This is a genomic window from Endozoicomonas sp. NE40, from assembly GCF_040549045.1.
Taxonomy (GTDB): domain Bacteria; phylum Pseudomonadota; class Gammaproteobacteria; order Pseudomonadales; family Endozoicomonadaceae; genus Endozoicomonas_A; species Endozoicomonas_A lisbonensis.
The window spans coordinates 3,803,669-3,823,948 of record NZ_JBEWTB010000002.1 but is presented as its reverse complement, the minus strand read 5'-3'; the positions used below and the strand labels follow the sequence as shown (position 1 = coordinate 3,823,948).

17 protein-coding genes and 1 pseudogene are annotated in these 20,280 nt (G+C 48.7%); 13 read left to right on the top strand and 5 right to left on the bottom strand.

Annotated features, from left to right (window positions below):
- The first annotated feature begins 14 nt into the window (after positions 1-14).
- From V5J35_RS18170 to V5J35_RS18140, 7 genes are all read left to right on the top strand, one after another.
- Positions 15-2,495, top strand: a complete 2,481-nt coding sequence (locus tag V5J35_RS18170; protein ID WP_354008502.1) for a heavy metal translocating P-type ATPase — start codon at positions 15-17, stop codon at positions 2,493-2,495.
- A 2-nt stretch (positions 2,496-2,497) separates the two neighbouring features.
- Positions 2,498-2,701, top strand: coding sequence for a cbb3-type cytochrome oxidase assembly protein CcoS (ccoS, locus tag V5J35_RS18165; RefSeq protein ID WP_354008501.1), 204 nt, complete (start codon positions 2,498-2,500; stop codon positions 2,699-2,701).
- Positions 2,702-2,756: 55 nt separating this feature from the next.
- Positions 2,757-3,476, top strand: a complete 720-nt coding sequence (locus V5J35_RS18160; protein WP_354008500.1) for a sulfite exporter TauE/SafE family protein — start codon at positions 2,757-2,759, stop codon at positions 3,474-3,476.
- Positions 3,477-3,651: 175 nt separating this feature from the next.
- Complete coding sequence (hemN, locus tag V5J35_RS18155; RefSeq protein WP_354008499.1) at positions 3,652-5,037, top strand: oxygen-independent coproporphyrinogen III oxidase; 1,386 nt, start codon at positions 3,652-3,654, stop codon at positions 5,035-5,037.
- Between the two features lie 320 nt (positions 5,038-5,357).
- Positions 5,358-6,116, top strand: coding sequence for a fumarate/nitrate reduction transcriptional regulator Fnr (gene fnr, locus V5J35_RS18150; protein WP_354008498.1), 759 nt, complete (start codon positions 5,358-5,360; stop codon positions 6,114-6,116).
- 104 nt (positions 6,117-6,220) lie between these two features.
- A complete protein-coding gene (locus V5J35_RS18145) occupies positions 6,221-6,763 on the top strand; it encodes an adenine phosphoribosyltransferase (protein ID WP_354008497.1) in 543 nt (180 codons plus the stop codon).
- A gap of 126 nt (positions 6,764-6,889) precedes the next feature.
- Entirely contained in the window at positions 6,890-7,423 is a 534-nt protein-coding gene (locus V5J35_RS18140; RefSeq protein WP_354008496.1) for a hypothetical protein, read from the top strand.
- Here the strand turns inward: V5J35_RS18140 and V5J35_RS18135 are convergent, their stop codons facing one another.
- Positions 7,424-7,759 carry a TraR/DksA family transcriptional regulator gene (locus V5J35_RS18135; protein ID WP_354008495.1) on the bottom strand — a complete coding sequence of 112 codons (336 nt, stop codon included), beginning with the start codon at positions 7,757-7,759 and terminating at the stop codon, positions 7,424-7,426.
- A 409-nt stretch (positions 7,760-8,168) separates the two neighbouring features.
- On the opposite strand from V5J35_RS18135, the gene ttcA reads away from it, so the two are divergent.
- Both ttcA and V5J35_RS18125 read left to right on the top strand, forming a co-directional pair.
- A complete protein-coding gene (gene ttcA, locus V5J35_RS18130) occupies positions 8,169-9,101 on the top strand; it encodes a tRNA 2-thiocytidine(32) synthetase TtcA (protein ID WP_354008494.1) in 933 nt (310 codons plus the stop codon).
- A gap of 200 nt (positions 9,102-9,301) precedes the next feature.
- The gene (locus V5J35_RS18125; protein ID WP_354008493.1) at positions 9,302-11,119 is read left to right on the top strand and encodes a hypothetical protein; all 1,818 of its coding nucleotides are present in this window, start codon (positions 9,302-9,304) and stop codon (positions 11,117-11,119) included.
- 15 nt (positions 11,120-11,134) lie between these two features.
- On the opposite strand, the gene V5J35_RS18120 is transcribed toward V5J35_RS18125, so the two are convergent.
- The 3 genes from V5J35_RS18120 to V5J35_RS18110 form a co-directional block, all read right to left on the bottom strand.
- Positions 11,135-11,995, bottom strand: a complete 861-nt coding sequence (locus V5J35_RS18120) for a DUF547 domain-containing protein (RefSeq protein WP_354008492.1) — start codon at positions 11,993-11,995, stop codon at positions 11,135-11,137.
- 254 nt (positions 11,996-12,249) lie between these two features.
- A complete protein-coding gene (locus V5J35_RS18115; protein ID WP_354008491.1) occupies positions 12,250-13,056 on the bottom strand; it encodes a DUF547 domain-containing protein in 807 nt (268 codons plus the stop codon).
- A gap of 35 nt (positions 13,057-13,091) precedes the next feature.
- The gene (locus tag V5J35_RS18110; protein ID WP_354008490.1) at positions 13,092-13,940 is read right to left on the bottom strand and encodes a glucosaminidase domain-containing protein; all 849 of its coding nucleotides are present in this window, start codon (positions 13,938-13,940) and stop codon (positions 13,092-13,094) included.
- A gap of 309 nt (positions 13,941-14,249) precedes the next feature.
- Between V5J35_RS18110 and V5J35_RS18105 the strand changes: the two genes are divergently transcribed.
- Positions 14,250-14,834 carry a Yip1 family protein gene (locus V5J35_RS18105; RefSeq protein ID WP_354008489.1) on the top strand — a complete coding sequence of 195 codons (585 nt, stop codon included), beginning with the start codon at positions 14,250-14,252 and terminating at the stop codon, positions 14,832-14,834.
- A gap of 107 nt (positions 14,835-14,941) precedes the next feature.
- Here the strand turns inward: V5J35_RS18105 and V5J35_RS18100 are convergent.
- Positions 14,942-15,493: pseudogene (locus tag V5J35_RS18100) on the bottom strand (alpha/beta hydrolase-fold protein); the annotation flags it as partial.
- A 30-nt stretch (positions 15,494-15,523) separates the two neighbouring features.
- On the opposite strand from V5J35_RS18100, the gene V5J35_RS18095 reads away from it, so the two are divergent.
- The 3 genes from V5J35_RS18095 (at position 15,524) to V5J35_RS18085 (ending at position 20,256) form a co-directional block, all read left to right on the top strand.
- Positions 15,524-15,766 carry a LysR substrate-binding domain-containing protein gene (locus V5J35_RS18095; RefSeq protein WP_354011320.1) on the top strand — a complete coding sequence of 81 codons (243 nt, stop codon included), beginning with the start codon at positions 15,524-15,526 and terminating at the stop codon, positions 15,764-15,766.
- A 435-nt stretch (positions 15,767-16,201) separates the two neighbouring features.
- The gene (locus V5J35_RS18090) at positions 16,202-18,061 is read left to right on the top strand and encodes a hypothetical protein (protein WP_354016462.1); all 1,860 of its coding nucleotides are present in this window, start codon (positions 16,202-16,204) and stop codon (positions 18,059-18,061) included.
- A 359-nt stretch (positions 18,062-18,420) separates the two neighbouring features.
- Positions 18,421-20,256: a hypothetical protein gene (locus V5J35_RS18085; protein ID WP_354008487.1), complete on the top strand. Its 1,836-nt coding sequence runs from the start codon at positions 18,421-18,423 to the stop codon at positions 20,254-20,256.
- Positions 20,257-20,280: the final 24 nt, after the last annotated feature.

The window sequence follows — 20,280 nt, the reverse complement described above, 5'->3', positions numbered from 1 at the left end:
GTCCGGGGTGAAATATGAGCAAGGACAACCACCACTGTTTTCACTGTCATCTGCCAATTCCCGGCACTCCCCCTTTTCATGCGGACGTTGACGGGAAACAGCAACCCATGTGCTGCCCCGGCTGCAAGGCCGTCACTGAAGCCATTATTGCCGGTGGCCTGAACAGCTATTACCAGCACCGCACCGACCCCGGACTGCAGGCCAGCAGTATTACCCGGAGACTTCAGGAAGAGCTGCTGATTTATGACAGGGACGAGATTCAAAACGATTTTGTAATTGCCGTCGATTCGTCACTCAAACAGGCCAGCCTTTTAATTGAAGGCATTACCTGTGCCGCCTGTATCTGGTTGCTGGAAAACCATATCGGCACCCTGACCGGGGTTGACCGGATCAGCGTCAACCTCAGCACCCATGAAGCCCAGGTGGTCTGGAACCCTGAGCAGGTACCACTGAGCACCCTGCTGCTGCATATTCATCGTGTTGGTTACAAAGCCCACCCATGGCGTGCAGATCGTCAGGAAGCCCTGCTAAAAGAAGAAAATCGTCGTTTTATAAGGCGACTGGCACTGGCGGGTATCGGCACTATGCAGGTGATGATGTATGCCATTGCCCTCTATTCAGGGGCGATTACCAATGATATGAGCGACGCTTATCGTGATTTTATTCGTTATATCAGCGCCCTGGTGGCCACGCCGGTTATCCTTTATGCTGCCGCCCCTTTCTTTAAGGCGGCCCTGCGTGACCTCAGGGTTCGCCATCTGAGCATGGATGTGCCGGTCTCCATCGCCATAGGCGGAGCCTATGTCGCCAGTTTATGGGCCACAGTAAACGGCAGTGGCGAAGTTTATTTTGATTCGGTGTCGATGTTCACCTTCTTTCTTCTGACGGGTCGCTACCTTGAGCTGCGAGCCAGGCACGCCACCTCCAGAGCCGCAAGGGCTCTGCAAAACCTGCTACCCTCCAGCTGCCTGAAGCGGGTTGATGGTGAGTATGTCCGGGTACCGGCAAAAGAGCTGCAAAAAAACGACTTTGTTCGTGTTTTACCCGGCGACTCAGTACCGGCTGACGGCATTATTACCCGTGGTTCCAGCCGTTTTGACGAATCCATGTTGACCGGCGAAAACCGCCCGGTCGCCCATAAAGATGGCGACATTGTTATAGGGGGTAGCCTTAATGTAGAGAACGCCATTGAGCTGAAGGTCACCCAGACCGGCGCAGAAACCCGTATGTCTGCCATCATGCAGCTGCTTAACCATGCCCGGCACGACAAACCGGCCATTGCCAGAATGGCTGACCGGGTAGCCGCCTGGTTTGTTGCTTCGGTGCTGATCGTTGCTACCACCGTCTACTGGTACTGGTCCTCAGTGGCCGCCGAAGATGCTTTCTGGATTACCCTGTCAGTACTGGTGGTCACCTGTCCCTGCGCTTTGTCACTGGCTACGCCTACGGCGCTGACCGCCGCCACGGGACATTTGCACCAGCTTGGTTTCCTGATCACAAAAGGGCATGTTCTGGAAGGTCTGGAGAAGATTACCCATGTTGTCTTTGATAAAACCGGCACACTCACCAGAGGTAATGTAGAGCTGAATGAAGTGCGTATGATCAGCCAGAATCATTCTGAAAACTATGCTCTGCAGGTCGCTGCAGCACTGGAAGCTCATTCAGAACACCCTATTGCGAAAGCTTTTCGTACAACCACGTCGACGCTATCCGTACAGAAAGTAAAGACTTACACCGCACAGGGTGTTGAAGGTGTTATAGACGGCAATGTTTACCGGATAGGCAAACCGGATTTCTGCCTGCCTGAAGACAGTCCGGCAAGACCGGAAGGCACTGGCCAGTGGTTAATGCTCAGCAAGAACCATACAGCCCTGTGCTGGTTCCGGATGATGGACGACAGTTTACGTCAGGAAGCCTGCGAGGTGGTCAGTCAGTTACAAAACCGTGGTATAACCGTGACACTGCTCAGCGGCGACCAGACCAACGTGGTTGCCACTGTCGCTGAACAGTTGAATATCAACCACTGGCAGGCACAGGCAAGCCCCGACGACAAGCTTGAGTTCATCAGGCAACAGCAACAACAGGGTGAACGGGTTCTGATGGTGGGTGACGGCATTAACGATGTCCCGGTTCTGGCCGGCGCTGATATCTCACTGGCGATGGGTACGGCTTCCGACCTGGCAAAAACCAGTGCCGATGCTGTTCTGCTATCTAACGACTTAAGTCGCTTGCTGGATGCCTGGCAACTGGCTCGCAAAACCCGTTCAGTCATTCGCCAGAATCTGGCCTGGTCACTGTTGTATAACCTTAGCGCACTGCCTCTGGCAGCAGCGGGCCTGATTGCACCCTGGATGGCAGCCATAGGTATGGCTCTGAGTTCATTGATTGTTGTGGGCAATGCCTTGCGCCTGGGTGGACGGCAAAAAACCGGTCATGTTCAGGCTTCTGAGCGCTCAGAATCGCCCTCTGTATACAACCCGGCCATAAGGATATAAACATGGAAAGCCTGTTTATTCTTATCCCCCTTGCCGTTCTGTTTATTGCCCTCGCCATCAGGGTGTTTTTCTGGGCAGTAGACAGTGGACAGTTTGACGACCTTGAAGGTCCGGCCCATAGCATTCTCTATGAAGACAAAACGAAAAAGCCAGTACAAACTGACGCACGTCAGGGTAGTGAGAAAAACAACCCCTTACAATCGTAAAGATGCAAAACACATGATATTTCACAAATAATAAAATAACGATGGATATACTCCCATGGAGCTGACCCACGCCATGCCTGTTTATCTGACCGCACTCAGTATCGGACTGCTGGGTAGCGCTCACTGTATTGGCATGTGCGGCGGTATTACCTCAGCATTAAGCCTGTCACTTCAGGGAAAAAGCCGCTGGCAGACAGCGGTCCTGATGCTTGCCTATCATCTGGGCAGGATAGGCAGTTATACACTGGCGGGGTTTATTCTCGGTAGTCTTGGCTGGTATCTGGGCGACCTCAGTCGTGAAGTTCACATGGCTTTGCGCGGATTCGCTGGCATTATGCTGATCGCAATGGGGCTTTACATCAGCGGTTGGTGGCGGGGCCTGATGCGACTGGAACAGCTGGGCGGACGACTATGGAAACATATTCAGCCAGCAGCCAGCCGTCTGCTGCCGATTCGCAATCTGCCCAATGCTCTGGCTCTGGGCAGCCTCTGGGGCTGGCTTCCCTGCGGAATGGTCTACAGTACACTGGTCTGGAGCGCCACCCAGGGTAATGCCCTGCAATCGGCCTTATTGATGTGCCTGTTTGGGCTCGGCACCCTGCCCGCTGTCTTTTTAACGGGCCTGTTTGCCAGACAGTTAACCTCGCTGATTCAGGCAGCAGCTACACGCAATATTGCAGGCGTATTAATGATCCTGTTTGGGTTCTGGGCTATTCCCGGCCCACATCAAAAATGGGTTATGTCTTTACTGGCCATGGGCAGTCACTCAATGTAGCCGATGCGATCTCACCTACCTGACCCTGATCAATTAAACCCAAGAAATGTAAATTACGCCCCCTACCTATTGACACATATCAATCTTACATTCCTGCCATTCTCATAGACTGAAACAACATTTCGCAAGGTCGACGGCTGACTGATGACCTGATAAGAACAAAATGAGAAAAACTATGAATAACACACCCGTGTGGGATACAGGTCTGATCAGCAAGTACGACCTGTCAGGTCCACGCTATACCTCATACCCAACGGCAGTTCAGTTTTCTGAAGACTTCGACCAGAAGCATTACCAGTCCAGCGCCTGGCGTAGTTCAGCCACAGGCAAGCCCCTGTCGCTGTATTTCCATATTCCGTTTTGCCAGCACGTTTGTTACTACTGTGCCTGCAACAAGATTGTCACTAAACGCAAAGAACAGGCAGACACTTACCTGAACTACCTGTTCAAAGAAATTGAGCTGCAGGCAGACCTGTATAACGAAGACCAGGAAGTGCAACAGCTACACCTTGGGGGCGGCACGCCTACTTTTCTTAATCAGGAACAGATTTCATCGTTGATGAACAAGGTATCTGAACATTTCAAACTGCCCCATGGGAGTGACATTGATTACTCCATTGAACTGGACCCTCGTGAAGTAGACTGGCCCATGATGTCGACATTGCGGGACCTGGGCTTTACCCGCATCAGCATTGGTGTTCAGGATCTGGACCCCGGAGTGCAACAGGCGGTTAACCGGGTACAAAGCGAAGCGCAAATTGAATCTGTTCTTGATGCAGCCCGCACCATGGCATTCAAATCTGTTCACATGGATCTGATTTACGGGCTGCCGCACCAGACGCTCGGCGGATTCATGACCACCATCGACAAGGTGATCGCGATGCAACCCGATCGCCTGTCACTGTTTAACTACGCTCACCTGCCACACCGCTTTATGCCACAGCGTCGAATAAATGAGAGAGACCTGCCACCTGCCGATGTCAAACTGCAGATTCTGCAGCAGGCGACCCGCAGGCTGCTGGACAGTGGCTATGTTTACATCGGCATGGATCATTTTGCGCTGCCCGATGACGAGCTGGCAGTTGCACAGGAAGACGGCACACTGCATCGCAACTTTCAGGGTTATACCACACACAGCCAGTGTGACCTGGTGGGCATGGGCGTATCTTCTATCAGCAAGGTAGGCAATACCTATGCCCAGAACTATACGGATATGGCTGAATACCAGTCTGCTATCGAGCAAAACCAGTTGCCGCTCAAGCGCGGTCTGAAAATGACCAGAGATGACCAGATTCGTCAGAGTGTCATCAACGAGCTGATCTGCCATTTCAGACTGAAACCAGAAAAAATTGAGCAGCAATATACGATTGATTTTCCCAGCTATTTTCTGTCTGAACTGATCAATTTAAAACCATTGGAACAGGATGGTCTGATTACCATAACCCCCGAAATCCTGGAAGTAACACCGGCAGGCAAACTGCTGATACGAAATATCTGCATGATGTTTGACCGATATTATCAGGAGCAAAAGAATATGAAGTTCTTTTCTAAAGTTATTTAGTCTGGTTAACGTTATGCATGGATCAGAGGTTAGTAACCTCTGATCCATGCAGTGCCTCAATAAATCAGCAACAATAAAAAACACCTGCGACCTACAGATCACTGCACAAAAATAATCGCACATACCCTGCCCTAAACCCCGAAAAATGACAAAGCATTCACCAATACAGCTAGCTATTAACCGCAATATAATGCGACTTACCGAATTAAGTTTAAAAAACGATCAATATCAACATTCGTAAGTCAACACCGCACTTACACTTTCTAAATATTTTCCATAAAATAGTCAGCGTTTTGCATTTAAGACCTTGAGGGCACTCAATGACGTCTAAGCCCAACGTCCGACAACCAAGCCATGTGGCCTGCAGGGATTGCAGTCTCAGCTCTCTGTGCCTGCCGCTGGCGTTGAGTGTGAAAGACATCGACAATCTGGATCGAATCATAAAACGCGGCCGCCCGCTGAAAAAAGGCGAGCACCTGTTTCTGGAAGGAGACCCGTTCGACAGCGTATACGCTGTGCGTTCCGGGGCTATCAAAACCTACACCGCGACTAACGAAGGTGAAGAACAGATTACTGCCTTCTACCTGCCAAGCGAAATTCTCGGTCTGAGTGGTATGGACACCGACGTGTATCCGGTATCCGCCCAGGCCATGGAAACCACCATGGTGTGTGAGATTCCGTTTGAGCAGCTGGAAATGTTGTCTGACGACTTCCCGGAGCTGCGTCGTCACCTGATGCGCCTGATGAGCAAAAAGATCAGGGAAGACCAGCAAATGATGATGCTGCTGTCCAAGAAGAATGCAGACGAGCGTATCGCTACGTTCCTGATCAATCTTGCCAGCCGCTTCCGTCGTCGTGGTTTCTCGTCCCAGTCTTTCAGACTGTCCATGTCCCGTAATGAGATGGGCAACTATCTGGGTCTGGCAGTAGAGACGGTTAGCCGTGTTTTCACTCGTTTCCAGAAAAACGGCCTGATTTCGGCTGTTGGTAAGGAAATTGAAATTCGTGACGCAGTTCAACTATGCTCTCTGGCTGGCGGGAAAGCCGCTGATATTGAACAGATCATTGCAGCAAACTGATTTGATGTAACCTGTTCACACTGCCGTACAGTCCGATGGCTCCGTACGGCAGTGGTTTTCCCCAAGCCATGATCGGCACTTTCACAGCATATGGTTGCCACTCAATGATCATCGACGATTTTTATCTCAAGTCCCAGATTCGCACTGTTCCCGACTGGCCCAAGCCAGGCATCCTGTTCCGGGATGTTTCCACCATATTTGAAAACCCCAAAGCCTGGCGTGGCGTGATGGACAGCTTTATCCACCGTTACATGGAGCTGGATTTCAGCCATATTGGTGCAATGGATGCCCGGGGCTTTCTGATCGGCTCCAACCTTTCCTATGTACTCAACAAGCCCCTGGTCCTGTTTCGTAAAAAAGGTAAACTGCCCGCCAAAACCATCTCGGTAGAATACGACCTGGAGTATGGCACTGCCAGTCTGGAAGTTCATGCCGACAGTTTGCACAAAGGCGACCGGGTCTTACTGGTTGACGACCTGATCGCAACCGGCGGAACTCTGCTGGCAGCGGTTCAGCTGATTGAAAAACTGGGCGCAAAAACCATTGAAGCGGCAGCGATTATGGACCTGCCTGACCTTGGCGGCTCCCGTCGTTTGCAAAATGCAGGCGTTCCCACCTTTTCGTTGTGCGCCTTTGAAGGGGAATAGATTCTGTTGCAGAGAGAATCAGCAGCTTCTCTCTGTACTTACAGATTATTGTCAAAATGGCAGATGCTTCAGTATTAAGCCAGTGATACGATAAAACGAGTATTCAACCTCATGAAGGATCAAGGCATGGGAATTTGTGCAAAGGAGTTGCGCCATTATGTTGTCCGTCCCACCCTGAAGCATCTCAAAATGTGGAGCCCAACCGCCGAGAACCTGTTGCTGGGAACAGCGGCCAGAGAATCAGAGCTGGGATTTCATATCAAACAGGACCATCATCGGGCTCTGGGGATTTATCATATCTCTCCCCGTATGCACCGAAATATCTGGGACTTTTACCTGGCTAAAAGGTCAGAACTGTCGAGCCTGGTCAGAGGCCTGGCCAGCCAGAGAGAATTTCTGTGCCACCCTCACCATGAGCTGGCCACCAATCTCTCCTACGCAACGGCGATTGCATGGCTGATTTATTGCCGGACTGAAAAAAGCATTCATTCCTTACCGGAAGACGATATCGAAGGGCTGGGCAAACTGTGGCACAACTATTTTCACCGACATAACCCGGGTTCAGTGCAAAGCTTTGTAGACAGTTATGAAAGGCTGATCACAGGGGAAACCAGCCAGACTACTGCAAACCAGGCCGATACCATGATTCGCAGCCTTTAATCAGCCCCCGTTGTCCCGGGCTTCTGCACACTTGATACAAAGGTCGGCATAAGGCATAGCTTCCAGCCGGGCGGGAGCGATCTCGCCACCACAGCCGTCACAATACCCATACTCATCATTATTCATACGATCCAGAGCGAGATTGATCTTATTCAGCTCAATTCTGGCCTCGTTCCCCAGTGCATCAATAACTTCATCATTTTCCCGCTCCTGAGCCTGCTCAGACCAGTCGGCACTGGCTTTGCGAGTGACGTCTTTTTTGATGTTATGCAACCGCTCATTGAGTGCTTCCCGACGGCTCAGCATCCAATCTCTCAACTTATTGTGATCACTCATAAAAATCCCCTGAACATTGCGTTTATCGAAGATTATTGTTAGTACTGGCTATCCCTGAGTTACCGTTAATTCAGCTTAAACAGTCATGAGCGAAGGAATTTATTCGGCAAACCGAAAAGCACTGCCCCTGAATGGTTTATACAGGTTAAGTCAACAATCCCTGATAGTGTTCTGATTCATAGCCAACTGTCTATTTTCAGCACAGATTAAAGTTAGCGGATGATTTCAACCCTGTAGAACATTTTATCTCATATAATGACACACTCTGCATATACCGAAACAGCACCAGAGCATTGATCTACATCAACAACGCTCCCCGGGTGACTGTTGGTAGAAGCACCGGATTGCGGCTGAATATTGCACACAGCTATAATCTCCGGCTTTAATTCCGAATCAGTGTTCTAAACCTATGAGTTCGTCCACCCTGACTGGCGCAGAAAAATACAGTTTCAATAAACTCCAGAAAAAACTGAGACGCTTTACCGGTAAAGCCATCGAAGACTTCAATATGATTGAGGAGGGTGACCGGATCATGGTCTGTCTGTCAGGGGGTAAAGACAGCTACACCATGCTCGACATCCTGATGAGCCTGCAGAAAAGCGCCCCCATTCGTTTTGAGCTGGTCGCCGTTAACCTGGACCAGAAGCAACCGGGCTTCCCGGAGCATATTCTGCCTGAATATCTGGACAGTGTCGGAGTGCCTTACCACATTATTAACCGCGATACGTATTCCGTGGTAAAGTCCAAAATTCCGGAAGGCAAAACCACCTGCGGTCTGTGTTCCCGCCTGCGCCGTGGTACGCTGTACTCCTTTGCAGAGGACATCGGTGCCACCAAGATCGCTCTGGGCCATCATAAGGACGACATTGTTGAAACCATGTTCCTGAACATGTTCTATGGTTCGCGCCTGTCTGCCATGCCTCCCAAGCTACGTTCAGACGACGGTCGCAACGTGATTATCCGTCCCCTGGCTTACTGCCGTGAGAAAGATATCAGCCGTTTCGCACAAATACAGAACTACCCGATTATCCCCTGTAATCTGTGTGGCTCCCAGGAAAACCTGCAGCGCCAGAACATTAAAGCCATGCTGACAGAATGGGAGAAAAAGCACCCAAGCCGAATCGAGTCCATCTTTACAGCTATGCAGAATATTGCCCCTTCCCAGATGGCAGATACCGAACTGTTCGATTTTGCCAGCCTGACGGTTGATCGCTCCGGCGAACGCAAGCCTTATGAGTTTGAAGACAGCCAGGAGATATTCTCAGGCAATATTCCCGAAGCAACACCTTCCTCTGAAGACGATACCGTGCAGGTCATCAATTTCGAACCAGCCTCTGCCTGATCCGTTTTCGCCGTATCGCTAATCCTGACTCTGGCTTGTTGTTCACAGCGACAAGTCAGAGGTTCAAACCTGCCTACTGACAAGCGCAACAGAAATATCATCAAAAAGTTCCGGATCGGGGTAAACCGTTAAGCGTATTCGATTCAGTTTTATCTTTTAAGATCGATAATCATGGTAATGTTCACATCGGGTTGACTGCCATGGTTTTCCGTTCCGCACTGATCGCCCCCCTGCTTTTTGCTTTTACCTTTTCTGCTTCTGCAAATAGCCCTTCTGGCATCCCCACCAGCCTTCAGGGACAGAAAGATGCGCTCCTTCTCTATGCGTCCCTCCTCACTCCTTCCGACCCCTCCAAAACATGGATTACCCTGACGACAGAAGGCAAGGATGGAATGGGCAATTTCTCTTATGTCATGTCTTTTTCTGGTCTGCTTGAAAAAGCGCTGCCCGGCATTCCCCTGCAAAGAATAATGGGGGGTGGCGCAGAAAAGAAAAAGAAGGTAGCACGAATTTTTGGTTACCCGTCCAAAACCAGCGACTTCTGGTTCAGTAGCGACCCTGATCCACATTTGCCCACTGAAATGACCGAATATTCAGAGAGAGTAGAGCAAAGTCAGGCTGTATTCTCTTTTGTTATCGCTCCACCCAATCCATCAGATCCACCGAATGACCTGGACCCATTATTTGATAAAGACGTCAGCTGGATGTATTTCATGGAGATCCACTCACCCGGGGGAAATCCACAAATTCATATGGCTCACTACCATGAAATGATGGCATCCATTCCCTTCGGTCATCAATTGACCGTAGAGCAGAGCCTGAGTGTTTATTCTTCAGAGCCTATTGAAGCAGCCTTTACGGTTGATGAGAGTGAAGACTCCTACCTGTCCGGCGATTACCTCTCTCTTGATACCCCCCTAGCACCTTCCTTTGGCATTAACAAGAAAAACATCGGCCTGCTCCTGAATAAAAAACCAGAAATACCGGGTCGTTACTCCTTTAAGAGCGCACACGCTTTGATGCCTGATGGTTTGTCTCAAGCCGTTGATCAACTGCTGAAGACAGATGAGCGTCTGCTCAGGAGGCAAGAGTCTGCTCAGGAGACTATGCACTTTTATACAGGCTATTTTCACAGTCTGTATGGAAAACTGTTATTCATTCACTCCCTTGCCGGTATGGCGCCGGATGCTGATATGATGTTGATGCTGCCTTTAAACAGTGAAGACCTGGAAATCCCTGCCGTTGTTGAGTCACTGCAAGCCATTCCTGCTGACAGACTTCACTACTGGAATGGCAGAGACTGGCAAACAATAAAGCAACCTGACGATAATCCACTGGTAACATCAGCTTCTCCAAAAGCCCGGCGCAGCATTGCCATCATGAATCCTTTCCCCCTTGATCGGGAAATCTACCTTGAATTACAGAATGCGTCCGGCCCGGTGCCGGTTGCTGGCTCTACCGGCGACCATAGTCTGTATGAAGTCATATCTTCCGGACGCCTGCCGTTTCACGAATACATGCCCCACCAGGGAGCCGTTAACAGGGACCTGGCTAAAGTAGCCGGTTCGCCAGCCATTAAGGCGTTCTTTACTGCGGTGGGCAACAGGCAACGGGCAAAAGCACTGCAACAATTAAAGCAACAACCGGAATTGGTTGAGCTGTTTTTATTGCGCCTGTATCAGGAATACAATGCAACTCCCTTTCTTATCGCGCTGGTTCAACAGACGTTGGATCGTAACAGTGAATTGTGGACACTCATCCAAACGGCCGACCAGCGGCTTGAGGCGGAGACCTGGCCGGTCAAGCCTGCAACTTCAGATATTGAAGCCATCGGCTACGGCCGGGCCATCATCAGGCTATTGCGGGAAATGGTCAGCAACGAAGCGTTAACCGACAGTGAACTTGCAGATTATCAGCAGCGGATAGACCAATATTCAGCTCTTCTCCTGTTCAGGTATCCAGGACTTCATAAGCAACTTGAGGCAATAAGCAACAACATCTTCTACGGCTATCTGTAAGAGTTAGCTGAATAATCAACGACGGAATTCATTCAGTTTCCAGCTATAGTGGTAGCTGATTCCACCCTTGTATGACTCAAGCCGGGTTCGCAGTCCGGGGTCAGCAAACTGCAACAACTCTTTCCAGACCCCTTCTTCGCCGGAATAGGCTTTGCCAGAACTGTCTTTACCCGCAAAATCATCGCTATACCAGTCAAAGATTTTCGACAATACCAGTCGCCCACCGACAAAATTGACACCTTTGCTCTGGTTGATAAAGCGTTTTGCCGCCTCATCCATCTGGGCTTCAATAAGCTTGCCAGTATAGGCTTCCGGCGCAATATCAGGGCAGCCAATGCTGGCACAGTTAACCGCATAGTGTATTCGGGGGTTATTCCAGACAGGCCGCAGAATACGATGTTCAATATCATTCAATGACAGCTCTTTACCTGCAACGGTAATCAGCTTGTCGTCCCAGGGACCAACACGAAACCAGCCTTTGCCCAGTTTGGTAATGGACTTCACCGGATAGTTTTTTAAAATCAGCTCAACCGTCAGAGCATTATAAAGATTAATCCAGTAAGCCAGCTGCTCGTTTTTGTTCAGGGTTCTGGGGTCGTACTCAGACAAATTTTTCAAATAACGACGTAAACGTTCCGAATTCTGACGGCTCACACCACCGTAAACAAAGGTATACATCTGCTGCTTTTCTGAGAAGCGAACGTATTTATCGAGAATAATCTGCCAGTCGCCGTGCTCAACCTCAAGCTTACTGCGGGGATCATGCTTGTCCCAAAATGACCAGTAGTCCTTTTCAGGTGCAGCCCGGAGCATGGATGCCTGAGACATCAGACAGAGAAGCATCATCAGCCGGGCTGCCCTTCGAATCCAAGCCATACCATTCCATCCCTGAGCTTTTTAAGTACCTAGGAGCCTGTCGAACTTAAGACTGTCCTACTGCGGTTGCAATAAATTGGTCTAAAAATTCCTGCTTTCTCGTTGAATAGCTCGCTATTCGCCTCAAAATCAGAAATTTTTATCCTCAATTTCTTGCAATCCTCGCTACGGACGCTTAAGTCCGACAGACTCCTAGATCAATCGGCTGAAATCTTCAGTGATAAAGCAACCAGCAAAGCCAATACCCAAACTGCCTACCGGCTGTCATTCAGGCTCCAGCTGTACTGATAGATCAATTCGCCTTTGTACTTGTCTATTTTTGTAGCCATAGCAAGCTGGCTGTTTTCCTTAATGTGCCTCAACAGAGACTCTCTGGAACCAAAATCCGCAGCATACCACTCATAGATTCGTGACAGCGCCAGCTTGCCATCAATAAAGTCCACCCCTTTATCCTGCTGAATAAACCGTTTCTCTGCCTCTGACATCATGGCTTCAACCGTGGCACCCGTATAAGCCTTATCAGCAAGATCCGGACAGCCCTTGCTGGCGCAGTTAACAACATAATGAATACGCTTATCCTGCCAGATGGGGCGCAGAATTCGGTGCTCTATATCGTTGAGTGTCAGTGACTCGCCCGCCACTTCAGCCACCTTTTCATCCCAGGGGCCAAACTTATACCAGGGACCAATTTTGGTGATGGATTTAACCGGATAGTGCTTTAGTATCAGCTCAATGGTCAGGGCATTGTAGAGATTAATCCAGTAAGCCAGCTGCACTTTACGATTAAAGCGCCGAGGGTCCAGCCCGGTCAGACTGGCAAGATAACTCTGCAGTTTTTCGCGGTCTTTTTTCGACACCTTACTGTAGGCAAACAGCGCACCGTCGGGGTAGGTTTTCAGGTACTGTGAAAGAAGGTCTGACCAGGCCGAGTGGTCAATCGTTTTGGTGGATGCCTTATCACTCTTGTCCCAGATCCCCCAGTACTTGCTCTCGGGGGCTGCAAAAACGGGCTGGGACAACATGAGTCCCAGGTAGATCAACAGACTGGTTATTATTTTCATTCGTCTTCCTGACTGCGAATTCCTTCAGAATGCTTTTAGCGTTCTTCTGTTATGCTCTCGTCTTCCAGATCATAACGCAACAAATCATTGCCCCTGATCATCTGTACCAACTCATCCACATATTCAACACCCCGAATGGAATAGGCGTATAACCCATGCGCCAGAACCGGGCCAGTAACTGGTTCGCCCGCTTCCCTACGCTTCATGCGCATCTCCCGCATGCCTTCATAGTGATGGCTGGAGTTCAGGTTATGCATATAGGAGCGTACTGAGTGAGCAGGAGAGTCAAATTTTCTGACTTCATAGCTCGCGCCTTCCGGGCGTCTTTCCGGAACCAGGCCACAACCCTGAGAAAAACACCACTGCCCAAAAAAATTATTGGCGTCCAGGGCAAAACGGGACGTTCCCCACGCCGACTCATTCGCAGCCTGAACCAGCGCCAGAGAAACAGGAATTTCATCAACCTTTATCAGCAATTCGTCGAAAATATCATCCAGCTCTGTTTTTTTCTCATCCACTTTAAAACGTTGTGCCAGACTGTTCACCCACTCTTGCTGGCTTTCATCAAGAGTGCCTTTGTCTTTATACGACAATAGTTGTTGACGAAGCTCATTCAGCTGCTGATTCTCTTCATCAATCATGTGTTTCATAAAGGCAAAGAAAGAGGCTTTTTTCTCCTGAACATCCAGCATGCTGGCAAAGTCAGGAATGTCTGATAACTGTTTATCAATGGCTGCTTTAAGGTCTGTGTCTTCAACCACCTCTTTCACCATTTCCTCAGCCTCTTTTATAACATCCTGAACCACTGAAGGCTGCTGAGACAGATGCCACAAGCTAGACGACAGTACAACAATAATCAGCAACCCCAGAAACACTCTATCCACTCGACTTATCATGCTTGATCACACTTTATTCTATAGTAAGGCTTTACAGTAACTCTTTACATTCGCAATGAAACATGCCAACACTAAATGGAACGGCACTTTCATGGCAGCGGCGGTCTTTCATCACCTTGATGTTTTTTATTGAGGTGGTGACCAGGAAAGGAGCTGATAATAATAACAAAAATCAACCGCTGATTCGTAGCTCGGTCTTGTAGAGATTCTGTTAAACAGTACTTAACCAGACCGTTTGAGGTACAGCTCGCCCACATGGAGATGAACACCATGATTTTGAGCCACTTCTGGGGTCTTATGACTCACCCTGATGAAGAGTGGGACTCTATTCGCAAACACCCTCCCGGTATATTACGGCTTTATCTTACCCAGGTTATCTGGCTGGCGGCCCTGCCTGCGGTCTGTACCTTTTACGGAACCACCCGGACCGGCTGGTCACTACCCGGTAGCGAACATGTTGTTCGCCTGACCGAAGGTAGCGCTATGGTGATGTCAGTGCTGGCCTGGTTAGCCATTCTGGCAGGTGTGGGCGTGATGGGCGCCTTTGTGCAGTGGATGAGTGAAACCTTCGGCAGTAAACCGACCATGGCACAGAGCATTGCCTTTAGTTGTTATACAGCTTTTCCCCTGTTTCTGGCAGGATTGTGCGGACTGGTTCCTTCTATCTGGCTGGCGATCGTTGCCGGAACCATTGGTGCCTCCTGGTCTGCCTGGCTTCTGTATACCGGGCTGCCGGTATTTATGAGAATTCCAAAAGAGCAGGGGTTTGTGTACGCCAGCTCAGTACTGTGTATTGGACTGGTCGTACTGGTGTCCCTGATGATCACAACGGTGATTCTATGGAGTATGGGCGCTGGACCGGAGTACGTGCAGGTGCTTTGATCTGGCAACAGTATTTAAGGGCTTTTCTGTTTGCCTGAGAAGTCTGTAATAGTTGAGACTATTCGACCCTGCATAAGCCTGCAGGGTCGCTTGATTACAACCACTGCCTACAGCGACTGGTACAACACACGGCCATGAAACCTGAGATGCTGCTCAATAAAGCTGGCAATAAAGTAATAGCTGTGGTCGTAGTGTTCATGCAATTCCAGCGTCAGCGGGTAATCCACCATCTTCGCTGCGTCCCGTAAAGATTCAGGCTGAAGCTGTTCCTGCAGAAACTCGTCTGCCAGCCCCTGACTGACCAGAACCGGCACCTTTGTATCCGTGTCTTTTACCCTACGAAGCAACAGTGAAGCGTCGTAATCGGCCCAGTCTTCCTGATTCTCTCCAAGGTAAGCCATAAAGGCTTTTTGCCCCCAGGGAGCCTTCGAAGGATGGCTTATCGGAGAAAAAGCCGAAGCACTCAGGTATTTTTCGGGATTTTTCAACGCACACACCAGCGCACCATGCCCCCCCATGGAATGCCCTGAAACAGAGCGTCTGGAGTTGACCGGGAAATAGGTTTCAATCAGGGCAGGCAGTTCAGAAGTCACATAATCGTACATGCGATAATGTCGATCCCAAGGTGCCTGCATGGCAGGGCGTAAGAAGCCAGCACCTGTGCGCCTCTCCGGCGTATCTGAAACGGTCTGGCAGCCCTGAAGGCATTAGGGCTGGTGCAGCTGCCCAACCATTATGTCGCCCCGGCCATTAAAAGTGGAGAGTTAGTGGAGTTACTGGCTGACTACCAGCCTCCTGCGGAAGGCATCTGGGCTCTGTACCCCCATAACCGACACCTGTCCACAAAAGTCAGTTTACTGATCGAACGGATCAACCAGAAACTTCAGGAAACTGATATGACCACAGAGTACAAAGCCCATAAACAGCCATGAGCGCAAGAAATATTTTTTTCGTCACCCTCGGTGATGAAAAGATTTTCATGGTAAAAAACTCCAATCTTCGTTGAGCGCCTTTCGGACAGTCAGGCGGGAATTGCCAATCACCTGAATGCGTCTACATTTAGAAAGCCTGCGCATCTGTCTACTTTTCTGTGAAAGACAAGATAAAAATACTCTCCGGGAGGGGTGATGAGGCACCTGGCTGTCATTTGTACTTTTGTTTTATCCATTAGCATGACGTCTCCTGTAAACGGCGGCAGCCATTCCATAAGTTTTCAGACGACCTCTCAGGGGGCTAAGAGTATAGAGTTATTACCTGCGGTTGCCTTGAAAGTATTGGAAGGTGGACTTTCTGGAAAGACATCCTCATGGAATGAGGCTTATATTTTTCCTGTCTATAGTTTTCCGTGGTTTTACGCATTTCGAACCGTGGTTAGCTGGCTTTCTGGAGAAAATGAAAAGGTCAGGACAGCGGGTAAATCCAAAACAAACGCCAAAGATCAAAAAGGAGATAAAGGGCAAAAGACACCGATCAACAGAGGTACAAAAGCTCCGGGCAAAACCAATGTTGCCTCTCAGGGAAGATCTTCCCCTTCAGGCTCCGGGGGGGATGGAGGGGGCAAAAAACCTCCGGGCGACAAAAAGCAAACTAACCCGGGAGAGGTTGACACGACAGAAGACCTGACCGCTGAGTTGAGAAGACTTTATGAAGCCGCTATCAATGAAGGCGAATACGATAATCTGTTTAAGTTTCTAAATGATCATGGCGAACAGTTAAAAACGGACAAATACACCGACATCATTGGCTTCATCCGTTCTGATTTCAACAATCGACCTGACGAAATTATCAGCCGTCTGCCAGATATCATAAGACCGGAAAGACCGCTATTTTCAGACCAGCGGGACTCGGAAGGGCTGCCTGCTGACCTGAGTGAACAGACCATCGATCAGTTAGCCGTGAGTCAGGGTTTTTCAGCACCCTCCGGATTTGGCAGCTGGCAGGAAGCGGCAAACTTTTTAATGGAACAGAATCTTCAGGGATCTTCCCTCTGGCTGATCATTAGAAGTGTTATCAGGTATTGCATAGACAACACTATTGACCTCCCCCAGCCACTGGAAGATTTGCTCTGGATTGCAGCAAGAAGAAACCGTGAAGCCCTGACAACTCTGACCACTGTTTACAGTCTGGAGCTAATAGATCATCGTCCGGTAAGATTGGTCAGAACCATTCTGTACCAGCTCAGGGCCAACCCGCAAAGTCGGCACGAAACCTCTCAGCTTGAATCGGTCTGGAGTCAATATTTTCTTGAACAATTCAGAGTAGATGGCTCTGGCTACCCTTCTAAAGGCCAGCAAGAGTTAAGTAACCTGTGGAATAGTGCTGTTGATCATATTATGTCAGGCCAACCTGAATCAGAGTTTGAAGTGAATACAAGCCAGCTTCCTGCTAACAGCAGAAGTTATTTACTTCAGTACCTGATTCAACACTACTCTTACCTTGCTTCGCTTCCTCAAGCAGACTCAGCTTTTACGACCTGCCGACACTGGATTGAAAACAACCGGGAAGAGTATATCCGGGCAATTTTGCAGCAGGGTTTAATCTGTTTGCCTGACCATAAAGGTTGTCCGGGCAAAGTGATTGAACGCTTTCAAACGCTGACCCATTGGTTAATCCAGACGCTAGGGTTAGATAGCTTAGAACCTGATGCGTGTTACCGCTTTATAGCCCGGTCGTTGTCAAGAGAGTACATTTTAGCGCTGGTACACCTGATTGGCGAGGCTGAAAGTGAACAGGCTATCGTATTTAAGCTGACCAACGTGATAGATTGTGATGAAAATATCCTTTGTCACCAATGCAATCGTTATATGTTGGAAGTTTGGCAGAATATAGAAGAAGGCATTCTGCTGTGTGATAAATGCAGAATCAATCATGATCAGCAAAACAACATGGCAGACAATTTCAGAACAAATGACGCGAAAAAATCAAGGAAATTAGCACTAGAATGTTTGAACTCTTTACGACCATCTATCCATTACCACCGGCTTTCTGAATTTGCCTTCTTTCACCCGGACTCATTACAAATACTCCTTGAAGATTTTGAGCAATTGCCGCTTGCTGAACGCAGAATCACCGTTGTTCGCTGGCTACGTCTTGAGTTTTTTGACAGCCTGACGCTTCTGAACATTTTTAAGAGGATGTTAATTAGCCATATCAGGCTGAGGTGGATAATCGACATTCTTGATCAAATCCAGCAAGAGCAACCGACCTGGCTTGTCCGTGATGAATAATCAGACATCACACAACACTTTCTCATTGTTAATAAAAACACCCTTCGGGAGGATTGATGAGATATCTGGCTACCCTATGTATTGCTGCTTTATCCATTACCATGATTCTTCCAACAGCCGGTTACTGTTATTCCGAAAACCTTCAGTCACACAGAACACTTGAATTACTGACTGAGAACGCCTCACAGAATTCAAGAGTAAAGTTTCCGAATACAGCTGATACTCATGTTCAGAAGATAGCCTCACCCAGCCGTACGTTCTCTATTTTCTCTGTAAATTTTCTGCCGTGGCTTTATACATTCCGGCTAACTTCAGACTGGCTCTTTAGCAGAGATAAATCATTCAGGTTCATGGGCAATATGATGGGAAGTTCTGAACAGAAAAATGGTGCCAGAGAAAAAAATCAGTCAAATAAGGAAAGTGTTAAGGGTAATGAAAAGCCGACAGACGAAAAACCATCAGACTCCCGGGGACGCAGTAATGCCGGGGGGGATGGAAAAAAGCCGCCTGATGAGAATAAGAAGCTCAACTCAGAAACCAGTGATACATCAAAAGACCTTAGACCTGAGATAATAAAACTGTTAAAAGACGCTATAACTTCAGGTGATTACAGCAGTTTAATTAAATTTTTCAACGACAATAAAGAGCAGTTAAAAGCTCAACTGTACACCAGCACCATTAACGATATTCGCGATAGTCTGAGTCGCCAGACCGATATTGAACCCAGCGTTATCAGTGAGCTACCCGATATTATAAGGCCTGACAGGCAAGCGTCTTTAATGCCAGGGCGCTCAACGGTTCAGCCTCGCCCGGATGGGCAGACCATGGAGCAAATAACGGAAAGCCAGGAAATACCAGATCCATTAGAACTGGACAGCTGGGAAGCGATTGCAACTTTATTATTTGAACTGAACCTCCAAAGCAGTTCTCTCTGGGCAATTATCAGGGAGACTGTTGAGTATTGTCTGGATAACAGGATCCCCCTGCCTCAGTTGTTGGAAGATGTACTCTGGATCGCTGCAAGAGGTGACCATACTGCCCTTAGGTACCTGATCAATGGTTACAGTCAGGCGTTCGTCAGTGAGAATCCGTTAAGACTGTTGAGAACTATTTTGTACCAATTCAGAAACGGCTCTCAGATTCCGCATGTAGCAGACACTCAGGAATACTATTGGAGCCTGGCTTTGTATCAAAAATTCAATGCAAATGTCATCAATAGAAAAACGCCTCAAAGAAGCCAGCCAGAGCTTGCTGCTGCCTGGAGTGGCATTATCGAACACCTTATTTTCGGCTTACAGGAGCCAGATTTTGACCATTATGTCCGTCAACTCACCAACCATGGTAGAAACTCATTCATTCATTTTTTAATCCATCATGCAACACAACTTACTTCACTCTCCGGACGGGACCCGGCCGGTGAAACGTCCCTGTACTGGTTACGTCATAACAATCTGGAGATTCTTCGTACAACGTTACAGCAACGGATAACGCTTTTACTCCGTGACGCTGTTCCGGGAAGTTCTGTTATATACAATTTCCAGGTGATCATTAACTGGCTAACAAGAGAACTTCTGGCACTCAATGATGAGTCAAGGGAATGTTACGGATGGATGGCCGGGTCTCTACCAAGCGAACAATTATTGGCACTTGTGGTCATTATTGGCCGCTCTGAAATCATTAAGCCCCTGTTGTCTGAGTTAAGCGATAAGGAGCGGAAGAATAAAACTCTGGCCTGTAGCCGATGCAAATTGTATATGGATAAAGTCTGGCAAACAGAAGCAGGTAATTTGATATGTGAACAATGTACGGGTTCCTTTGATCGGAACACTCTATTTCCTGACCAGTTCTGTAGAAGAATGGCAGACGACCTGAGATTACAAGCTCAACAACACCTTCATGCTGTCAATGCCTGCCGACTGTTTGATAATGAATACCGGTCATTCCGGGAACTACAAGTGGTTACCCCTGTCTCCATGCAAGTACTGCTTTCCATCCTTGATCGGGTACCACTTCCGGAACAAAGAGGATTGATAATACGCTGGCTTCGTCTGGAGTTTTTTGACAGCCCGGCACATCTCAACCTTTTGATCGGGCAGTTAACCAGTCACGGTGGCTTAACCGGGATTCTGGACATTATTCGGCAAATTCAGAGAGACCACCCTGGTTGGCTGGCACGGGAAAGTCGGGACTTATAGAGAAAGCCCCAACTTTTGAATTTA